The sequence below is a fragment of the Proteus vulgaris genome (assembly GCF_016647575.1).
Taxonomy (GTDB): domain Bacteria; phylum Pseudomonadota; class Gammaproteobacteria; order Enterobacterales; family Enterobacteriaceae; genus Proteus; species Proteus mirabilis_B.
The window spans coordinates 220,735-242,314 of sequence record NZ_CP032663.1 but is presented as its reverse complement, the minus strand read 5'-3'; the positions used below and the strand labels follow the sequence as shown (position 1 = coordinate 242,314).

17 protein-coding genes and 3 tRNA genes are annotated in these 21,580 nt (G+C 38.7%); 7 read left to right on the top strand and 13 right to left on the bottom strand.

Going from position 1 to position 21,580, the window contains the following annotated elements; all coding sequences use genetic code 11:
• Positions 1-20 precede the first annotated feature (20 nt).
• The 9 genes from D7029_RS01215 to tsaE form a co-directional block, all read right to left on the bottom strand.
• On the bottom strand, positions 21-191 hold the full coding sequence (locus D7029_RS01215; RefSeq protein ID WP_167394834.1) for a hypothetical protein: 171 nt from the start codon (positions 189-191) through the stop codon (positions 21-23).
• Positions 192-374: 183 nt separating this feature from the next.
• On the bottom strand, positions 375-1,379 hold the full coding sequence (hflC, locus tag D7029_RS01210) for a protease modulator HflC (protein ID WP_109394711.1): 1,005 nt from the start codon (positions 1,377-1,379) through the stop codon (positions 375-377).
• Positions 1,380-1,381: 2 nt separating this feature from the next.
• Complete coding sequence (gene hflK / locus D7029_RS01205; protein WP_109401981.1) at positions 1,382-2,656, bottom strand: FtsH protease activity modulator HflK; 1,275 nt, start codon at positions 2,654-2,656, stop codon at positions 1,382-1,384.
• Between the two features lie 92 nt (positions 2,657-2,748).
• Positions 2,749-4,032 (bottom strand): ribosome rescue GTPase HflX, encoded by a 1,284-nt coding sequence (gene hflX / locus D7029_RS01200; protein ID WP_109394715.1) that lies wholly within the window; start codon positions 4,030-4,032, stop codon positions 2,749-2,751.
• A 94-nt stretch (positions 4,033-4,126) separates the two neighbouring features.
• Complete coding sequence (gene hfq / locus D7029_RS01195) at positions 4,127-4,414, bottom strand: RNA chaperone Hfq (RefSeq protein ID WP_075672788.1); 288 nt, start codon at positions 4,412-4,414, stop codon at positions 4,127-4,129.
• Between the two features lie 109 nt (positions 4,415-4,523).
• On the bottom strand, positions 4,524-5,465 hold the full coding sequence (gene miaA, locus D7029_RS01190) for a tRNA (adenosine(37)-N6)-dimethylallyltransferase MiaA (RefSeq protein WP_069369879.1): 942 nt from the start codon (positions 5,463-5,465) through the stop codon (positions 4,524-4,526).
• A complete protein-coding gene (mutL, locus tag D7029_RS01185; RefSeq protein ID WP_194951643.1) occupies positions 5,434-7,443 on the bottom strand; it encodes a DNA mismatch repair endonuclease MutL in 2,010 nt (669 codons plus the stop codon). The genes miaA and mutL overlap by 32 nt, the downstream gene beginning before the upstream one ends.
• A gap of 23 nt (positions 7,444-7,466) precedes the next feature.
• On the bottom strand, positions 7,467-8,813 hold the full coding sequence (locus D7029_RS01180) for an N-acetylmuramoyl-L-alanine amidase (protein WP_194951642.1): 1,347 nt from the start codon (positions 8,811-8,813) through the stop codon (positions 7,467-7,469).
• A gap of 13 nt (positions 8,814-8,826) precedes the next feature.
• Positions 8,827-9,294: a tRNA (adenosine(37)-N6)-threonylcarbamoyltransferase complex ATPase subunit type 1 TsaE gene (tsaE, locus tag D7029_RS01175; protein WP_088494008.1), complete on the bottom strand. Its 468-nt coding sequence runs from the start codon at positions 9,292-9,294 to the stop codon at positions 8,827-8,829.
• 225 nt (positions 9,295-9,519) lie between these two features.
• Between tsaE and queG the strand changes: the two genes are divergently transcribed.
• Positions 9,520-10,674 (top strand): tRNA epoxyqueuosine(34) reductase QueG, encoded by a 1,155-nt coding sequence (queG, locus tag D7029_RS01170; RefSeq protein WP_194951641.1) that lies wholly within the window; start codon positions 9,520-9,522, stop codon positions 10,672-10,674.
• A 721-nt stretch (positions 10,675-11,395) separates the two neighbouring features.
• On the opposite strand, the gene D7029_RS01165 is transcribed toward queG, so the two are convergent.
• The 4 genes from D7029_RS01165 to orn form a co-directional block, all read right to left on the bottom strand.
• Positions 11,396-11,471, bottom strand: a tRNA-Gly gene (locus D7029_RS01165).
• A gap of 35 nt (positions 11,472-11,506) precedes the next feature.
• Positions 11,507-11,582, bottom strand: a tRNA-Gly gene (locus D7029_RS01160).
• Between the two features lie 36 nt (positions 11,583-11,618).
• Positions 11,619-11,694 (bottom strand) — tRNA-Gly (locus D7029_RS01155).
• Positions 11,695-11,860: 166 nt separating this feature from the next.
• A complete protein-coding gene (gene orn / locus D7029_RS01150; protein WP_006535770.1) occupies positions 11,861-12,406 on the bottom strand; it encodes an oligoribonuclease in 546 nt (181 codons plus the stop codon).
• A gap of 115 nt (positions 12,407-12,521) precedes the next feature.
• On the opposite strand from orn, the gene rsgA reads away from it, so the two are divergent.
• The 6 genes from rsgA to D7029_RS01120 all read left to right on the top strand — a co-directional run bounded on the left by rsgA (position 12,522) and on the right by D7029_RS01120 (position 21,573).
• Positions 12,522-13,580 carry a small ribosomal subunit biogenesis GTPase RsgA gene (gene rsgA / locus D7029_RS01145; protein ID WP_088494010.1) on the top strand — a complete coding sequence of 353 codons (1,059 nt, stop codon included), beginning with the start codon at positions 12,522-12,524 and terminating at the stop codon, positions 13,578-13,580.
• An 88-nt stretch (positions 13,581-13,668) separates the two neighbouring features.
• Positions 13,669-14,565 carry an archaetidylserine decarboxylase gene (gene asd, locus D7029_RS01140; protein ID WP_194951640.1) on the top strand — a complete coding sequence of 299 codons (897 nt, stop codon included), beginning with the start codon at positions 13,669-13,671 and terminating at the stop codon, positions 14,563-14,565.
• Positions 14,566-14,586: 21 nt separating this feature from the next.
• Positions 14,587-17,922: a miniconductance mechanosensitive channel MscM gene (gene mscM / locus D7029_RS01135; protein ID WP_088494012.1), complete on the top strand. Its 3,336-nt coding sequence runs from the start codon at positions 14,587-14,589 to the stop codon at positions 17,920-17,922.
• A 1,331-nt stretch (positions 17,923-19,253) separates the two neighbouring features.
• Positions 19,254-20,129, top strand: coding sequence for a LysR family transcriptional regulator (locus D7029_RS01130; RefSeq protein WP_194951639.1), 876 nt, complete (start codon positions 19,254-19,256; stop codon positions 20,127-20,129).
• Positions 20,130-20,332: 203 nt separating this feature from the next.
• Positions 20,333-20,854: a fimbrial protein gene (locus D7029_RS01125; RefSeq protein WP_194951638.1), complete on the top strand. Its 522-nt coding sequence runs from the start codon at positions 20,333-20,335 to the stop codon at positions 20,852-20,854.
• A 59-nt stretch (positions 20,855-20,913) separates the two neighbouring features.
• Complete coding sequence (locus tag D7029_RS01120; protein ID WP_194951637.1) at positions 20,914-21,573, top strand: molecular chaperone; 660 nt, start codon at positions 20,914-20,916, stop codon at positions 21,571-21,573.
• Positions 21,574-21,580: the final 7 nt, after the last annotated feature.

Sequence of the window (21,580 nt, the reverse complement as noted above, 5' to 3'; positions counted from 1 at the left end):
CCCCGCTTTTAAGCAATAGATTATCTTGCCATTGTCAATATTTTTGCCCGAAAAATCCGCATCACAAACATATTGTGACTTTTATCAACAGTTTTGATCGCAAAAACAGGAAGCAGAGTGACATAAAAGTGAAAACGGCGAAGAAGACGCTTCGGAATTGCCGAAGGTTTATCTTGAAATGCAATTTTCACTTTATACTATCCCAGCTAAAACCATTTTGGAAACCATTAAGCGTAAATTTTCATCTTTTTATGCACAATTATTTATTTCTTAGCTTGATTACTCACTTTATCTTATTGATATCAAAAAAAATCCCCCACTTTTTAAGGTGGAGGATTTTATTATTTACTCAAACGGTTTAACGCGTTTGGAAATTACTCTTCAATCGCTCGCGCTTTTGTTGGTGCTTTCATATAGCGTAAGAAATCGCTATCTGGGCTTAACACCATGACGTCATTGCCGTCTTGGTTAAAGCTCTTCTCATAAGCACGTAAGCTACGAATGAAGGCATAGAAGTCTGGATCTTGGTTGAATGCATCAGCAAACAGTTTAGTTGCTTGAGCATCACCTTCACCGCGAAGACGTAATGATTCACGCTCAGACTCAGCCAGTGTCTCTGTTACAGTCTTATCAGCAGCTGCACGAATTTTCACTGCTTGCTCTTGACCTTGTGAACGGTGACGACGAGCAACGGCTTCACGCTCTGCACGCATACGCTGGTAAATCGCTTCAGAAACTTCCATAGGTAAGTTGATTTGCTTGATTCGAACGTCAATCACTTCAATACCTAAAGCCGCCATACTGTTCATATTGATAGCTGGAGCTTGGCCTTTAGTTTCTTCAGCCACCTTTTTAGCTGCAATCGCAATTGCATCATCAGCAGCGCTTGAATCACGAGAAGGAGTACCTTCATTCAGTGCATTACGAACATCAATGGTTAAACGACCACGAGAATCCGTAATAATTTGGTTTACGCTCATACGACCAATCTCAGAACGTAAACGGTCACTGAATTTACGACGCAGTAAAGTTTCAGCCTGCATTGTGTTACCACCACCTGTTGCCAGATAGTAGGTGCTGAAATCACTGATACGCCATTTCAGATAAGAATCGACTAATAAGTCTTTATTTTCACCTGATAAGAAACGGTCTTGCTGGATATTCATAGTTTGAATACGCGCATCCAGTTTTTTCACATTCTCAATAAATGGAATTTTAAAGTGAAGACCTGGTTCATAAACAACAGGTTTATTTTCAGCATCACGTACAACTTTTGCAAAGCGTAAAATAATGCCACGCTCATATTGTTGAACGACAAACACAGAAGAGTACAACAACGCTAAAATAATAACTGCAACAACAGCGATAACTTTACGCATGATTATTGTCCTCCTTGATTATTGCCGTAAGGCTGACCATAACCGCCATTATTACTACCATATCCACCATTACCATAAGTCGTTGTTGCTGGTTTTTGTGCCGGTGCTGGATTTACAGTTGGCGCGGGCGTGTTGATACGAGCAGGTGCCTCAAATGTATTTGATGGTGCAGATTGAGATTGCTGACGTAGCATTTGCTCTAAAGGCAGCACTAACATGCTATTACCTTTATCATTAGCGATGACTTTACGTGTTTTTGATAACACTTTTTCCATCGTTTCAATGTAAAGACGCTCGCGAGTAATTTCAGGAGCAGCACGATATTCAGGTAAGATTTTAGCAAAGCTAGCTACCTCACCTTCTGCTTTCATCACCACACTGGTTTTATAAGCGGTTGCTTCTTCAATCATACGTTGCGCGTTACCTTTTGCTAACGGTAACACTTCGTTTTTATAAGCTTCAGCTTGACGGATTGTTTTTTGTTCTTCTTCACGTGCAGCAATTACGTCATCGAATGCCGCTTTTACCGCTTCTGGTGGGCGAGCCACTTGGAAGTTGACGTCCACAATCGAGATACCCATGTTATAAGGACGGATAGTCTCTTCTAATTCTTGACGTGTTTGGTCACGAATTTCTGAACGGTTAGAAGTCAGAATTTTTTCCATTTCTGAACGACCAATAACGCCACGCACTGCACTGTCAGTTGCCTGACCTAAGCTGTTAATTGGTGTTGTCAGGTTAAATAGGAATGTTTCTGGATCAGAGACAACATACTGCACGTTTATCTCGACTTGAACCATGTTTTCATCTGACGTTAACATCATGCCACCCGTGGTTAAATCACGGATAGTTTTTACGTTAACAGGCTGAACTTCATCAATGAAAGTCGGTTTCCAGTTCAGACCAGGTTCAACGATTTGGTAAAATTTACCAAAACGAGTCACAACGCCTTGTTCTGCCTCTTTGATGGTATAAAAACCACTTGCAGCCCAAACCACGACAACCGCACCTAATGCAAGAGAAATCAAAAGATTTCCAGCATTGCTACGAGGACCGCCATTTTGCCCAGAAGAGGAGTTTCCACCTTTTTTACCGCCGAAACCACCAAGTTTTTCACTCAGTTTACGGAACATATCATCGAGATCTGATGCTCCACGATTCCGACCTCCTTGATTACCGTTGGAGTTACCGTTGCCATCGCCATTATTATTGCCGCTGTTTCGGTTACCCCACGGGTCGCGGTCTTGTCCGTTGTTACCGGGCTGATTCCACGCCATGTTCTAGCTCCATTATTATGATTAGATTTATCAGGCTTAAGAGCCGATTTCGTCGCCAGCTCTCAGTTAATGTTCATTATTATGGCCGAATATCAGACCACGTAATCCAATAAATTTGGTTCCTGCTTGCAAAGGCGACGCCAGTCTACCATAGGCATACGTATGATTAGCCCAACTTTACCGTCTTTTTCAATCCATTCACGTTCTATTGACTGTAATTGATAAAAACGACTACGTAAGCGCCCTGTATTCTCTGGCGGTAAACGTAATTCAAAGTGTGCGATCTCACCTGAAAGACGTTCTGTCAACGCCTGATACAACAGAGGAATACCCTCGCCTGTTTGTGCAGAAACCCAAACCCTAACGGGTAAGTTTTCTTCATTTCGATCAATTCTTGGAGTGAAGTCTTCAAGAAGATCAATTTTGTTCATAACATGCAGTGTTGGTATTTCTTGAGCATCAATCTCTTCTAATACGCTTTCAACTGCATGAATATTTTCCTCAAAACGGCTATCTGCTGCATCAATCACATGAAGAAGTAAGGTAGCTTCTCGTGTTTCTTGCAAAGTGGCTTTAAAAGCAGCAACAAGATCATGAGGTAAATGTCGAATAAATCCAACAGTATCGGCTAATACAACGGTTCCCACATCATCGACTTGAATACGTCTTAATGTCGGATCTAATGTTGCAAAGAGCTGATCTGCTGCATACACATCAGAACAGGTAATATGATTAAATAAACTCGATTTCCCTGCATTTGTGTAACCAACAAGGGATAATGTTGGAATATCAGCTTTACTCCGCGCTTGCCGTCCTTGTTCGCGCTGACGCTCAACCCTACCCAATCGCATTAGAATTTGACTAATTTTACCTCGGAGTAAGCGGCGGTCTGTTTCTAGCTGAGTTTCACCTGGTCCTCGTAACCCGATCCCCCCTTTTTGTCTTTCAAGGTGAGTCCACCCTCTGACTAAACGAGTTGATAAGTGACGTAACTGGGCGAGTTCTACCTGTAGCTTTCCTTCATGGGTTCTTGCTCTTTGAGCAAAAATATCAAGGATAACTCCCGTGCGATCAACCACACGGCATTCACAAAGTCTTTCCAGATTTCGTTCTTGTGCAGGTGTCAGTGCATGATTAAATAAAACAACATCTGCACCACTTGCTTTTACAGCTTCAGCAATTTCTTCTGCCTTACCTTCACCCACATAATATTTAGGATGAGGCGCTTTACGATTTCCTGTAATAATCTGAACTGGTTTAACACCCGCAGATGTCACCAAAGATTCAAATTCTTGCAAATCATCAACGTCCTTTTCTTGAGAAAAGAAGACGTGCACTAAAACGGCTAATTCGCCACCTTCATAACGATCAAACAAAGGCGAAACCTCTTGGACTTTATAAAAACAGGAAAAAACATAGGTAAAGTCTCCCTACCTATGTTTTTCTTATATCAAGAATAATATTGGATTATTATTCTGCAACATCATCCTGCTGAGCAGCGCCACCATTGTAGCCTGTACCAGTTTGGTTCGTGCCTGTGTTGCTATGATGAGAAACAGGACGCGAAGGTACCACGGTAGAGATAGCATGTTTGTATACCATCTGACTTACTGTGTTTTTCAGCAAAATAACAAATTGGTCAAAAGATTCGATCTGACCCTGCAATTTAATGCCGTTTACCAAATAGATAGAAACGGGAACCCTTTCACGACGTAATGCGTTCAGGAAAGGATCTTGCAAAGATTGCCCCTTAGCCATTCTATGTTTTCCTTATTTTGTTGTTTTATATTAGAACCCAATTGGTTCGAAAAATGAACTACTCAAAAATTGCGCTTTGGCAACTATCAATTTTACACAAACCTACCATCTATGCACTAACTACCTGCAAAACAGTGTCAAGAGATTGTTTTGGATCTTCACTATCAAGCCAGTGAATGTCATTCCAACCTCTTAACCAGGTGATTTGTCGCTTCGCTAATTGCCGGGTAGCGCAGATCCCTCGATAAACCATCTCATCATAATCTATTTCGCCTGATAAATATGACCACATCTGGCGATAACCGACACAACGTACAGAAGGTAAATCTTCATGCAGATCGCCCCGTTCATATAATGATTTTACTTCATCTTCAAATCCACACGTTAACATCTGTTTAAAACGGGCTTCAATGCGTTGGTGAAGAACATTTCTATCTTTCGGAGCAATCGCAAACTGATAAACATCATAGGGCAAAGACTCGCCTGATATTTTTGTCAATTCCGTCATTGTCTTACCTGAAATCAGGTAAACTTCTAGCGCACGAGAAAGTCGTTGAGGATCATTAGGGTGGATCCGTTGTGCTGCAACAGGATCAACCAATGCTAACTCTTTATGTATTGCCTCCCACCCTTGCTCTGCTGCTTTTTTTTCTATTTCAGCACGAACATCCGAATTGGCACTAGGTAAAGGCGATAGACCTTCAAGTAACGCTTTAAAATATAGCATAGTCCCACCCACTAATAGTGGAATTCGCCCAGCCGCAGTAATTTCTTCCATTGCATTTAATGCATCACGTCGAAAATCCGCAGCGGAATAGGGAAATGCGGGATCTAGAATATCAATTAATCGATGTGGAGCAAGCGATTGCTCATTCGCATCCGGCTTCGCTGTACCGATATCCATACCACGATAGATAAGAGCTGAATCCACGCTAATAATATCTACAGGCAGTTTTTGTCTCAGTGCAATTGCTAATGCTGTTTTACCTGACGCTGTAGGTCCCATTAGAAAAATTGCTTTAGGTTTTATTTGCGTGTTCACATCGCTCATTATTTAATGCCACTACCACCGGTTGTAAATCAATTAATTGTAATAAGTTTTTTGCTGGCTGTCTGACATATTGAGGGCAAAGTCTTTCAATATCAGCCAATAATCCTACTGCTTGAGCTTGCGACCATTGCGCCGGCTCTGCCCCTAATTGTCTTGCAAGCCATTGTCCAAGTTGTTGCTCGGTACAAGATTGTTCTGCTGACAAATAGGCTAATAATGCGGTCAGTAACACAGGTAAATTTTGCTGACGCAAAGGTAACGACACCGCATGTATTGTTGCTTTACCGTGAGAAATTTCGATAACGATCCCGAAATGACTAATTAGCGTTTGAAACTGATTAAATACACTAATTTCTTCTTTGCTCAATGCCAATTTTAAAGGTACTAACAAAGGTTGTGGCTTCAATGTTTCATCTTTAGGCAGTAATTGCGCACATTTTAACAGAAAATCAGCTTCTTCCAATGATAACAGCCCAAGACCTTGTGAAGATTCTATTAACGCATATTTCTGCTGATAAATTGCCAATACTCGCCCAAAAGTATAATCAGTTTGCCCATCTTTCGCATTGACGGAACGAGGCATCACCGAAATAACATCTTCTTCGATATTATTAGTTGTATGAACGATTTCACCTAAATTCAATGGGGCACGGTCAGGAAATAGGGGTATTTTTTCTTTATCTTTTGATGTAGATACACTTTCTTCCATCATTTTTTGATAAAGCGCACCTTGTGTCCGTTGATAACTTTCACCAAACTGCCGACTACCTCCAAATTGAGAGGCCTGTTTTTGATGAGAGTTATTATTGTGCTCTCGTTCATTAGAGTGGTGTGATGATGTATTTGACGGAGTTTGAGCCATTGGTGCTTGATAAGGCTGAGAAAATACGTTTTCACCTGCAACTTGACGATTTTCAGGAAAATTTAACGCTATTTCGTGTTCTTCTTCGTCATCTGAAGTCAGTGATAAAGGCTCTTGCGTTGCTTGTCGTAAAACACTCAACACGCCTTGATAAATAAAATCGTGAACCAAACGAGATTCATGAAAACGAACTTCATGTTTCGCAGGATGCACGTTTACATCGACTTGGTGAGGATCAACGCTTAAATACAAGATATAAGAAGGTTGCTGCTCTCCTTGCAAATATCCTTCATAAGCTTGGCGAATAGCATGATTAATCAACCTATCACGCATCATTCGTCCATTCACATAGCAATACTGAAGTTCACTACTTTGCACTGGTGATAAAGGATGCTCTACCCAACCTTTTATTGCTAAATCACCATGTTCCCACGATAAATGCATTGATTGATTGACAAAATTATTACCACAAATCGCACTCAAACGGCGATTTTGCTGACTTTCATCTTTCACAGCACGATATTGTCGAACTCGTTTACCGTTATGGGTAAGATTTATAGAGATATCAAAACGTGATAACGCAATGCGACGTACCACTTCATCAATATGTGCAAATTCTGTTTTTTCAGTACGTAAGAATTTACGTCTTGCTGGCGTGTTATAAAAGAGATCAAGTACTTCAACTGTACTTCCGACAGGATGAGCGGCAGGTTTAACAGTCACTGCCATATCTCTACCTTCGGCGTAAGCTTGCCACGCTTCTTCTTGATCTTGAGTACGCGATGTCAGTGTTAAACGGGAAACTGAGCTAATACTCGCTAAGGCTTCACCACGAAAACCCATACTCATTATGGCTTCGAGATCGTCAAGACTTGATATTTTGCTAGTTGCATGGCGAGCAAGTGCTAACTTCAAATCATCACGATTGATACCACATCCATTATCACGAATGCGAATAAGCTTGGCACCACCTTTATCGATATCAATATCAATTGAGGTCGCGCCTGCGTCTAAACTATTTTCCAGCAACTCTTTAACGACAGAGGCTGGTCTTTCAACAACTTCCCCTGCGGCAATTTGGTTTGCAAGCTGAGGAGGTAATAAATTTATCGCCATTACCTTTATTCCATTTTACTCAATCAATTAGGCGCGTTTTGTAAAGGATGAGCCAGAAAATAATTTCTTAAACCCGCGTGAATTGACGCCGCAAGTTTCTCTTGATAAGCATCAGAAATCAGTAACTGCTCTTCTGACGCGTGGCTGATAAAGCCTGTTTCAACTAAAATTGAAGGGATATCAGGTGAACGTAAAACACCTAAACTCGCATGCTCTGGTGTTTTCTTATGTAGTGAGCCCACTTTTCTTAGTTCAGACAATACGGCAACAGCAACGTCATAACCCACTCGTTGTGAATTACCAAACTGCAAATCAAGTACTGTTTGACTTAAATAAGGATCAGCGCCATCAGATAAAGCATCACCTGCACCACCAAGTAATTCAGATTGCTTCTCGCTTTGTTCAAGCCACTTACCTAATTCACTGTTTGCACGACGATTAGAAAGCACCCACACAGACGCGCCTCTAGCACTACGATTTGGTGCTGAGTCTGCATGAATAGACACTAACATATTCGCACTTTGCTTACGGGCAACTTCAGAGCGCCCAGCAACTGAGATAAAATAATCGCCACTACGTGTCAGAACAGGTTTAAACATAGGATCATTACGTAAGCGTGCTTCCAACTTCCTTGCCACACTTAGCGTTACGTCTTTTTCACGATTACCTTTCTGACCAATCGCGCCCGGATCTTGTCCACCATGACCCGCGTCTATTGCAATAATAATTTGACGAGAGCCCGCTTGTGGTTTTGAAGGTGTGGTGCGTGGTTTTACAATAGGAATAACGGGCGCAACCTCAGGTGTCGGCTTGGTAATTAAAGGTGCCATTTCCCTATTTGTGTTTGAATTTGTATTTGTACTGGAATTTGATGTAGTTGCTGTTGCAGTCGGTGATAACGCAACGACACTTACTGTCGATTGAGCATTACTATTTTGTCGGCTATTCATGGTTTTGATAGTAAGCACTAACTTATAGCCACCACTCACATTCATCAAACTTTCAGTTACCACAACAGGCTGAGCAAGCTCAACAACCATACTTTGGTATTGGCTATCTTTTGATTGTGTTGAGCGAATTTTATGAACTAACTGCCCATTGCCTAATGTTGCCGGTAATCCCGTGATTTTTGTGCTCTGTTTAAAATCCATCACTAAACGATCAGGACTTTTTAATGAGTAATATCGATAACTCGGCTTCCCATCACTAAAAGTGAATGTGAGAGTTGTTGCTGAAATACCGTTTTCTGCTTTTACTTCTGTCACAGTAGCGGCTTGTGCTATTTGCACAAAAAATAAAGACAAAACAACCAACAGAAAGGCAACAACATAGCGCTGACTTTGACTCACAATAGTGATGAGACTCGACATAATCAATATTCCTTTATGCAGACTGAATACGGGATAAAACAGTATTCCCTCTTTGTGAAAGGGCAACAAAACGCGCTTTTCGACCTTCATCTTCGTAGCTTAAATGAAGTTCTAAATCCGCGTTAGGTAAAAAACCTTCGCCTTGCGATGGCCATTCAATAAGGCATAACGCGTCTTGCTCAAAATAGTCGCGTATTCCCATAAATTCTAGCTCTTCAGCAGAAGCTAAACGATAAAGATCAAAATGATAAACAGGATTTGGCGAAAGCATATAGGGCTCAACTAATGTATATGTTGGGCTTTTGACATGCCCTTGATGACCAAGTGCTTGCAAAAAGCCTCGGCTAAAGGTTGTTTTTCCAGCACCAAGATCGCCATATAAATAAATGATCAATCCGCTATGATTAGTCGCCATTGCAACAGTACGCCCGAGTTTAACTGTCGCCGCTTCATCTTCTAATGTAACAACCCATTCTTTCATATTTAATATAATCTATTGTTAAGTTATAACGGCTTAATAAAGAGAGATCGTCGGAGAACATCCAATACTAAGCTTTATATGTTTTCTTAAGGCAAATAGTTATCGAAATCACTATCAAATAACCATACCATAAATCTATTTGTTGCGAGGATTTTTCCTACTGCCTCACTATGATACACTGCGCGCTCTTAGGACTCACCTCTTACCTATTGATTCGGTTTATTCATGTCATCACTCGATCTTAATCTTCTCGTTCAAAACATAAAATTATGGGGTTCTGAGCTAGGTTTTCAACAAACAGGGATATGTGATACTGACTTATCACTTGAAGAGCCTCGCCTACAAGCGTGGTTAGATAAGCAATATCATGGTGAAATGGCATGGATGGAAAAGTATGGAATGACACGAGCCAGACCTCATGAACTGGTTCTGGGTACATTACGTGTTATCAGTGTAAGAATGAATTATCTCCCCACAGATGCGGCTTTTGCACGAACCTTAAATAATCCTGAGCAAGGTTATATCAGTCGTTATGCACTTGGTCGGGATTATCACAAAGTATTAAGACAGCGTCTTAAAAAACTCGGCGAAAGAATTTCACAATATTGTCAGCAATTCGAATATCAAGGGGTAGTCAACTTTCGTCCTTTCGTTGATTCCGCACCTATTATGGAGAGACCATTAGCCGTTAAGGCAGGACTTGGTTGGGTTGGTAAACACTCACTTGTTATTAATAATCAAGCTGGCTCTTGGTTTTTCCTTGGTGAACTTCTGATTGATTTGCCATTACCTACGGATAGCCCAGTTGAAGAGCAATGCGGTAAGTGTGTCGCCTGTATGACAACCTGCCCGACAGGTGCCATTGTTGAACCTTATACTATTGATGCCCGTCGCTGTATTTCTTATCTCACTATCGAGCTCGATGGTGCTATTCCTGAAGAATTTCGCCCTCTAATGGGTAATCGTATTTATGGTTGTGATGATTGCCAGCTTATCTGCCCTTGGAATCGTTTTTCATCACTGACTGACGAAGAAGATTTTTCTCCGAGAAGAGCACTTCATACCCCAGAATTACTCGATCTTTTTCAATGGAATGAAGATAAATTTCTGCGTATTACAGAGGGATCACCGATCCGTCGTATTGGCTATTTACGTTGGCTTAGAAATATTAGCGTGGCGTTAGGAAATGCACCTTATCAAGATAAAATTATACTTGCCTTGCAAGAACGCTTTGGATTGAGTGATGTTTTAGATGAACATTTAAACTGGGCGATTGCACAACAGACAGCGAAGAGAAATGAAAAAGAAGTAAAAATACAGACTTCACAACAAAAACGCTTAGTAAGGGCGATAACTAAAGGCTTACCTCGCGACGCTTAATTTTTAACAGAATAAACGCATTACGAGTAACTATTAATTTCCTCTGTGAATAAAATAAAAATCCCTTGCCTATCAACATGAACAAAAAATTCAAGCGAACTAAGACCCAAAATTTAAAAAAAATAAAATAAACTTAGTTATCAATTAGATATAAAATCCAATCAATTTATTGAAGAGAATAATATCCTTATCACTTAATGATACGTGCTTGTGGATAACTCTGTGCAGTAAAAAAATAAATAGTGCTTAGATGCAGTGGTTATTAGCATCTCACTGTGGATAAATCGATTTGGGAAGATTTTAAGAATAGTAGAATATATATCACGTTTTTTTAAAGAAAAGCCTGAAAAACCCTTTTCTTTTTCTAAAATACTATTCAATGCATGTTTAACAGAATAAAGGCCTAAAACCTAAAAAATGATCTTGCCTCTCGTTTCCCCTCTAAATGAGGAAAGGCGCACATTCTAGTGCTGTCAAAATAGAAATGCAAGCAAAGATCAAAGATAGATCACAAAAAAATAGCTTGATCTTACATGCAGTAATGACATTTTCTTTTTTGAGTAAAAAATCCCACACACTCTCTTTGCGCGTATTAAGTAAAATCCCTTAACTTGCACCCTAAAACAGTGTAGTCGATATTTAAAAAAGCGAGAGAAAAAACTTAAAATTTTCTTTATGGGGATTAAAAAATGAGATTTGATAAAGCAGAAGAGAAAAAACTTGGAGCGGGAAACGAGACTCGAACTCGCGACCCCAACCTTGGCAAGGTTGTGCTCTACCAACTGAGCTATTCCCGCATTTGGTAAGTTTTGACAATTATAAGTGAAAGATTTGGAGCGGGAAACGAGACTCGAACTCGCGACCCCAACCTTGGCAAGGTTGTGCTCTACCAACTGAGCTATTCCCGCGTCGCATAACACTACTTATAACTGTCTAAGAAAGATTGGAGCGGGAAACGAGACTCGAACTCGCGACCCCAACCTTGGCAAGGTTGTGCTCTACCAACTGAGCTATTCCCGCGTCTTTCTTACACCCGTACAAACAAAATTCTTCATCGGTACGGGAAGCGCATTATACGAGAAAAATGCTTAACCGCAAGCCTTTATCAACAAAAAAATACGTTTTTTTGATTACATGTCGATAAAATCATCACAATGATGCAATATCAATCATCAATGCACGCTTTTTACTCTTTAATAAAGGTTTTACGATAATAAGCAAGCTCTGCAATAGATTCACGAATATCATCCAGTGCCTGATGCGTATTCTTTTTCTCAAAACCTTCTAAAATTTCAGGTTTCCAACGACGTGCTAATTCTTTTAATGTGCTCACATCAAGATAACGGTAGTGAAAATATTGCTCTAGCTCTGGCATATAACGGTATAGAAAACGTCTATCTTGCCCCACACTATTACCACAGATAGGCGATACACCTTTTGGTACCCATTTTTCTAGGAATTCAATTGTCGCTTTTTGTGCTGAATTATCATCATATGAACTGGCTTTTACGCGCTCAACTAAGCCACTGCCTGTGTGGGTGCGTGTATTCCATTCATCCATTAAACTTAATTGTTCATCTGATTGATGTACTGCAATTACTGGGCCTTCGGCTAAAATATTAAGTTGAGGATCTGTCACGATAGTGGCAATTTCGATGATACGGTCACATTCAGGATCAAGACCGGTCATTTCCAGATCTATCCAGATCAGATTATTCTCGCTTTTTGACATAATATATCCTAGCTGTTTCTAAGTGTGAGACATGATATTTTAGCGTTTATCATAGCGCGTTTACTCAATAAGCACGACAGAAGAACATCTAACCGAATAATACAAGTGAGGATCGGTGACAAAACGTAAATTATCTAAAGGCCAGCAACGCCGAGTACAAGAAAATCATAAAAAGCGTTTGCAGAGCAAAGAGAAAAAAAACCACGTTGAATTAGACGATACGCAATTAGGCGAAGCGACCGAAGGTTTAGTGATCAGCCGTTTTGGTCAACATGCCGATATCGAAGCTGCTGACGGCACTATTACACGATGCAATATTCGACGCACAATTTCATCACTGGTAACAGGTGATAAAGTTGTTTGGCGTCCTGCGCTACAAACACAAGAAAATGTCCGCGTAAATGGTATTGTCGAAGCTGTGCACGAACGAACTTCTGTGCTTACTCGTCCCGACTATTATGATGGTATTAAGCCTATTGCCGCTAATATTGATCAAATTATTATCGTTTCGGCTATTTTGCCTGAACTTTCTTTAAATATTATCGATCGTTACCTTGTAGCATGTGAAACCTTAAATGTTGAACCTCTCATTGTGCTCAATAAAATCGATATGTTAGATGAAGAAAGCCGTAAGACAGTTAGTGAATGGATGCAGACTTATAAAGATATCGGTTATCGCGTCCTTGAAGTTTCTAGCTATACCAAAGAAGGGTTAGACGCACTAACTCAAGAGCTTATCGGTCGTATCTCTATTTTTGCTGGGCAATCTGGTGTTGGTAAATCGAGTTTACTTAACACGCTGTTACCCCCAATGGAAGAAAGCATTGTTGTTAATCAGGTCTCTGATAACTCTGGTTTAGGTCAACATACCACAACCGCATCACGGCTTTACCATTTCCCACAAGGCGGAGATGTGATTGACTCTCCAGGTGTGCGTGAGTTTGGTTTATGGCACTTAACGCCAGAGCAAGTTACCAAAGGTTTTGTTGAATTCAGACCATACCTTGGTGGTTGTAAATTCCGTGATTGTAAGCACTTAGACGATCCGGGTTGCTTAATTAGTGAAGCGGTGAGAAACAACGAAATCGCAGAAACGCGGTTTGAAAACTACCATCGAATTTTAGAAAGTATGAGTCAGGTGAAAGTTCGTAAGAATATTAATTTAGACTCTTAATAATTGATTCACTGACAACCCTATTAAGGGTGGGTACAATAGACCCCTTTTGTCTATTTTTTATCGTTTAATCCCAGAGGTTGCCATTTTGGACAAGCTAAAAATTAAACTACAGTATTTATTGCCTAAATTATGGCTAACACAGTTAGCAGGTTGGTTCGCAAATAAAAAAGCGGGTGCCATCACCCAGTTTGTTATTAAAACTTTTGCGAAAGCTTATAAAGTCGATATGAATGAAGCGAAAGACAGTCAATTCCAAGCTTATTCTACATTCAATGACTTTTTTATTCGTACTTTAAAAGACGGTGCTCGCCCTATCGTTGAAGGTGATGACACACTTGCATTACCTGCTGATGGTGCAGTAAGCCAACTTGGTCTAATTCAAGATGACCAAATTTTGCAAGCCAAAGGGCATCACTACACCCTTGAAGCATTACTGGCTGGTAATTTTATGTTGGCAGATAAGTTCCGTAATGGTCAGTTTATTACGACATATCTTTCACCTCGTGATTACCACCGTGTTCATATGCCTTGCGATGGCTTATTAAAAGAGATGATTTATGTTCCGGGCGATCTCTTCTCTGTTAATCCATTAACGGCGGCTAATGTCCCTAATCTATTTGCACGTAATGAGCGTATTATCTGCCTCTTTGAAACTCAATTTGGTCCAATGATACAAATTCTAGTTGGTGCAACGATTGTTGGTAGTATTGAAACAGTTTGGTGTGGCATGGTAACACCACCTCGTGAAGGTATTATCAAACGTTGGACATATCCTCAAGCGGATAAAGCAGGAGCGATATTCTTGAAAAAAGGTGAAGAAATGGGCAGATTTAAGTTAGGCTCAACAGTCATCAACCTTTTCCCAGAAAATACCGTTCAATTGAATAAAGATCTTATGAATGGCTCCGTTACATTAATGGGGGAACAACTGGGTTCCATCATCAATGTCGCTGGTAATGACAATAATGCCATCAGTGAATAACACGTAATTCGGAGTAACTTTGTGCGCCTGATAATCAGTCTTTTCTTCTCGCTCTTTTTGACGTTTTCATTAAGCGCATCCGCAATATCAGCGGATGTAGAGAAATTACGTCAAGATATTAAACAACTTGAAGGAAGCACCAATCCTCAAGATATTGAGGCAGTTCAGGCGCTACAAGGGACTATCAACTGGATTAATGATGGTGAAAAGGCGCAAACAAACGCAGACAGCTATCAAAAAACCATTGATGATTACCCTCAAATTACGCAAGAGCTAAGAACCAAACTTCTTGAGGAAAGTCACGCAGTTCCCACTATTCCTGAAAAAATTAGCATTCCTGATTTAGAACAGAAAATTATTCAAATCAGCAGCCAATTAATGGAACAAGCAAGGCTTCAACAACAAGAACAAGATAAAAGCCGCGAAATTAGCGAATCTTTAAATTTATTACCCCAACAGCTTTCTGAAGCACGCCGTTTACTCAGTGATGCAACGGCAAGACTCGCGGCTGCCAGTGCATCAACAACACCGTTAACAGAAGCACAAAATAAGCTCACACAAGCAGAAGTGACCGCACGTAAAGCGATGGTTAATGAGCTTGAAATGGCACAGCTTTCCGCTAATAACCGCCAAGAAATCGCTCGCCTTCGCTTAGAATTGTTTAAAAAACGCTATCAACGTCTTGATGTACAACTACAACAATTGCGCAGCTTATTAAATATAAAGCGCCAAGAAGTCGCTGATCTCGCATTAGAAAAAACAGAAATGTTAGCGGAGAAAGGTGGTGAGCTTCCTGAGTTTCTAACAAAGCAGATCCAAACTAACCGTGAACTCTCTCAGATCTTGAATAAACAAACTCAGGAAATGAGCGAGCTATCAGAAAAACAGCGCATTACCACACAGCAGACACAACAAGTTCGTCAAACTCTCACCACTATTCGAGAACAAGCACAGTGGCTAAGTGGCTCTACTGCATTGGGCGAAGCATTAAGAACACAACTTTCCCGCTTGCCTGAAATGCCTCGTTCACAAGAGCTTGATAGAGATATTATTCAGTTGCGTGTCGAGCGTTTAGGTTATGAGGATATGCTGGAAAACTTAAGTAAGATCCAGCCACCAGAAACTACCGATGGCTCTAAATTGCCTGAAGCTCAGCAATATATTTTTGATTCTCTTATTCAAGCACGTCATGAATTATTGAATTCGTTGCTATCCGGTTATGATTCTCAAATTCTTGAATTAACAAAACTAAAAGTTGCCACAACGCAATTAGCGGATGCTTTAAAAGAAACAAAAGATGCAACAAACCGTTATATGTTCTGGGTTGCTGATATCAGCCCTATCAAATTTAATTATCCGGTTTTATTAGTCAAAGATATCACTCGACTGCTTTCGCTAGATACCTTTTCACAATTAGGGCATGCGGCTGTTAGCATGCTTAAAAATCAGGATACGTTCCTATTCCTATTTGTCACTTTATCAATTGTGGGTTTTAGCCTGCGTACTCGAAAACACTACAACGCATTTCTTGAAAGAGTCAGTAACCGTATTGGTAAGGTCACACAAGATCACTTTTCACTGACGATACGCACTGTCTTTTGGTCTATTTTAATTGCGTTACCATTACCTCTGTTATGGTCTGCCGTAGGTTATGGCTTACAAAGTGTTGAATGGCGTTATCCAATGGCAGGAGCGATTGGATATGGGGTAACAGCCGCGGCACCAGTACTGTGGTTATTTATGATCAGTGCAACCTTTGCACGTCATAATGGTCTGTTTATAGCTCAATTTAAATGGAAAGAGAGCCGTGTTAAAAAAGCAATGCGCTTTTACCAGCTTTCTATTTTTGTCATCGTTCCACTGATGATGTCCTTAATTACCTTTGAATATTATAGTGATAGAGAATTTGCACCGACAGTTGGTCGCTTCTGCTTCCTACTGCTCTGTATCGCCTTAAGCTTTATTACTTCTAGCCTTAAAAAAGCCCACGTTCCGCTTTATCTAGATAAACATGGATCTGGTGATAACCTGATCAACACCATTTTGTGGTGGTTCTTGCTACTTGCTCCGGTTATTGCAGGTTTAGCCGCAGTGTTAGGTTATCTTTCTACATCGATTGTTTTACTCGGTCGTTTAGAAATGTCTGTCGCCATTTGGTTTGCTCTACTGATTATTTATCACATTATTCAAAGGTGGATGCTTATTCAGCGCCGGAAATTAGCCTTTGAACGAGCTAAACAAAAACGTGCAGAAATTTTGGCTCAGCGTGCAAAAGGTGAAGATGAAAATACAATTGTCGGAAGCAGTGGTGAGAGCACAGTAGGACTTGAAATTGAAGCACAAGAAATAGACCTTGATGCTATCAGTGCGCAATCTATTGGTTTAGTTCGCTCTATTCTGACGATGATCGCATTAGTTTCGATGATCTTATTGTGGTCTGAATTAAACACTGCGTTCTCTTTCGTCGACAATATTCGACTTTGGGATGTCACCTCATCAGTGAATGGCGTTAACACAGTGCAACCTATCACGATGGGCTCTATTTTAGTGGCGATCCTCGTCATTATTATCACAACCCAATTAGTTCGAAATCTCCCTGCTTTGCTTGAGCTGGCTATTTTACAGCATCTTGATTTAACACCGGGTACAGGTTACGCCATTACTACCATGACCAAATACACCATCACTTTAATTGGTAGTATTGTGGGCTTCTCTTTATTAGGGATTGAATGGTCAAAATTACAGTGGCTAGTAGCGGCAATGGGTGTCGGGTTAGGTTTTGGTTTACAAGAAATTTTTGCCAATATCATTTCAGGATTGATGATCTTATTTGAAAAACCAATCCGTATTGGCGATACCGTCACCATTCGTAATTTGACGGGGAATATTTCTAAGATCAACACACGGGCAACTACGTTGACCGACTGGGATAGAAAAGAAATTATCGTACCGAATAAAGCCTTTATTACAGAGCAATTTATTAACTGGTCACTGTCAGATTCCGTCACTCGTATCGTAATGACTATCCCTGCGCCAGCAGACTGCAACAGTGAGCAAGTAACGAATGTGTTATTAGAAGCCTCTAAACGCTCTACGATGATTTTAGAAAACCCAGCACCTGAAGTTTATTTGGTCGATTTACAACAAGGTATTCAGATTTTCGAATTACGTGTTTATGCCGCAGAAATGGGGCATAGAATGCCAGCAAGACACGAAATCCATCAAAATATTCTCTTAGCCTTTGCAGAACATGGTATCCCATTACCGTTCCCACCATTCCAAGCAAGAGTGGATATGATGGGTAATACAATTCGTAGCTCAATGCGAGCAACACCAAGAGAAGTGGGCGGGTTATAAGTTCCACTTCAATTAATTTGATAAAAAGCCATTATCTTCTCGAAAAAAAAAGAAAGATAATGGCTTTATTCTTTTCTTCCTCATCCTTTTCATCCCCTTTTCTAATACCTTTTTCATCCCGCTCTGTGTATCTGTTTCTCTTATAGCTCATTGATTGTATAAAATTAATCCGTATTCTCTTCTTGATCTCTTATTTCTAGAAAAAAGGCAGATTATTTTTTGATTTTTTGTTTAATAAAATTGATAATTAATAACAAAAAGAAACTATCTATCACAATGTAGCAATATGAAGATAATAAAGTGAGCATCATAAAAGGGTCGCTATTTTTTCAGGCAAGCATTTTTAATGCAGTATATTTTTCTAACTAATGGCCAATTTAACCAGAGAATAAAATGTCATTTTGGATAAGGCATTTAATTTACCTTAAGGTGAAATGTGTTTTGTCTTACCTTTATTATTTTACCGTTCTATTAACGGAATCGGACTCCTAACCAAAATCCACCTCCAATTATTGATCTAAATCATGTTTTTACGTTTTTATACTTAATTACACTCCTTAAATGAGTAGAAATTACTCTTTGTTAGTTTTTAGCTTCTAAATTATTATATCTAACTGACCATTACGATCCCCTAAGTTAAATAAATTAAGCTGTTAATAGCGTAAAAAACTTAACATCAGCATTTAAAATGCTAATAGATTTACATAGCAGAACACTTCCACATATCAACATTTAACACCAAATATAGTCCAATTTAGATTACCATATAGTGTTTATTATTAAAGATAGACTTATTTATCTTACTTTAATCACCTTAAACCAAATATGAATTATTTAACATTCTAAGTTTTAATGCTAAGAAAGAATAAGAATAGATAAAAAAATAAAAAGAAAAATAATTATAAACAATAAATACAGGCTTATTTTAAAACAATAGAAATTAAAACACATCTTAATTAAAAAATATAGTTTGATAAAATATCAAATTAAAAATAAAAAATGAACAAACACCAATACTAATATAAATATAAAATATTAGTCATTATTCTAAGTAACACTTTTTAGTTATATAGGGAAAATTAACAAAGAAGAATAAAAATAATCCAAATATAATTTATAAAATAAAAACTTTTAAATAAAAAAAGTAAAAAATAATAAATATTTTTCTCACAATTGTACTACTTATTAATAAATGACATTACAGATTATAATGTTAATATTTTTTAAACTTGATTTAAAAATGAGTATTAGTACCTATTAACAATGCTAAGATATATTGCTAGCTTCATTTTTAATGAGTATTAAATAAACAATAATATAAAGGTTCCATTATGGAAAAATCCCGAACGACTCTCGATCAGTGGATTACCTTACAAGCCGTCGTTGACTACGGTGGCTTTGCTCAGGCCGCAGATGCATTACATAGAACACAATCATCAATTAGCTATACTATCAATAAATTAGAGCAGACTTTAGGCGTTGAAATCCTCTCTTTAGAGAAAAGACGAGCAGTACTCACTCATGAAGGTAAAGTATTACTTGAACTCTCTAGAGAAATTACTGAAAAAGCGATTTCATTAGAAAAAGAGGCAAAAAATCTAATACTTAACAATAAGTTAAAGATAAATATACTCATAGATCCTTTATATATTTCGGGTCTTTTCTGGAATAAAATTTCTCAATTTATTAAAGATAATAAACACTATGATATTAATATTCATAAAACAGCGCTTAGTAAATCAGATATTTTAGCGCAAAAAGATCAAGATTTGGTGATAACACATTACAATATAAAATCATTGCAACCCATTGATTTAGGAAGCATTAAAACGGTGTTAGTGACACACCCTGAGAGTATTTTACAACATCTACAACATGATGAATTATCAAAGGAATTACAACAACATACCTATATTTCTTTACTCGCTAACAGCTCAGATGCCGATCATAATAATCAAATTATTCATGTTGGCTCAGTGGAAACAGCAATAAACTTTGTTAAGCAAGGCCTTGGTTATTCTCGACTTCCATTAACGGTTGTTCAAGAAGAATTGAATAAAAATACGATTAAACAATTAAATATGCGTAATGAAGATAAAGAATATAAGTTCTATCTTTATTTGAATAAAAATTCATTTTCAACAGGAGATATTACAAACTTATCATCTTTAATAAATGGGCTACATCAAAATTTAATTAGTGACTAATTAAACATTATTTAAATTTTAAAAGTTAACATTAAATAATTTGATATAAAAACAAAAAAACTCATGTAAATCTTTATTAACTTAAATTTTTCGTGATGTTATATTTTATTGGCATATTTCCTATGCGAATAAACCAATACTTAAATCTATACTTATAAATAAATTAAAAAGTAAAAATAATTACTTTTTATATAGGACCGATCATGAGCAAATTAAATAAATCTCTCTATTTATTAGGGATGAGTCTCTCTCTACTTTCTGCACCTGCTGCTTTTGCATCGGGCACAATTAATTTTACCGGAGAAATAACAGATCAAGCCTGTACTGTGGATAGCTCTTCTAAAAATCTAACCGTAGATTTAGGAAAAGTATCATCAAAAAGTTTAGCAACTAAAGGTGAAGTTGCAGGCCTTAAAGACTTCACTATTAAACTAGTTGATTGCCCTGTTGATACGACTGTCGCTGTCCGTTTTGGTGGGACTCGTGACGCAATTGATAGCGATATTTTAGCCATTGACCAAGTCTCTGGTGGCGCGACAAATGTAGGTATCGCTCTGTTTGAAAAAGATGCCGTATCTCAAATAAACCTATATGACGATTCGAAAGAAGTCGAAATCAAAGGGACTGAAATTAACTTAGATTATGTTGCACGTTACAAAGCAACAGCCCAAGCAACACCAGGCCCAGCAAATGGATCTGCGGTTTATAGCATCCAATATAAATAATAAAAAACGAGGGTAATCCTTATTACCCTCTTATTTCCCTTAACTTTGTGGCGCCATTTATGAAAAAGAATATTTTTCTAACTCTATTTTTATTATTTTCTCTCATAACGGTAAGCCATGCTGCTGGAGTAAGTGTGGGGGGAACTCGGTTTGTTTATAACGATAATGCTCGTGAAATAAGCATTCCTATTCTAAATACCGATAAAGAAAAACCTTATCTTATCCAGAGTTGGGTTTCTGCTTTTCAAGGCTCAGAAAAAACCCCTTTTATTGCAACACCACCGCTTTTTCGTATCGAGCCTGATGGAACAGGAACTGCGCGTATTTCCTATACTGGTGAACCGTTAAATTCCAATACTGAAGTTGTCTATTGGCTTAATATAAAATCAATTCCACCCGTTGAAAAAAGCCCTGAGAATCAATTGCAACTCGTCATTAATTCTCAATTTAAACTCTTTTTACGCTCCCATGATATTGAGCCACTTAACTTTAATAACGTCGAATTATCAAAACAAAGTCAAGGCTTGGTGCTTAACAACAAGACACCTTATCACCTCACGATCAAACATATTTTTATTGATGACAAACGCTACCCTTACGACCCTTTAGTCAACCCTTATCAAGAAGTGGTGTTACTTAAAGAGAGTCCAATTTCTCAGAAAGTCACTGTGCAGTTTATTAATGACTACGGTGCAACTGTAGATAAAGTATTAAATTAAGAGTGTA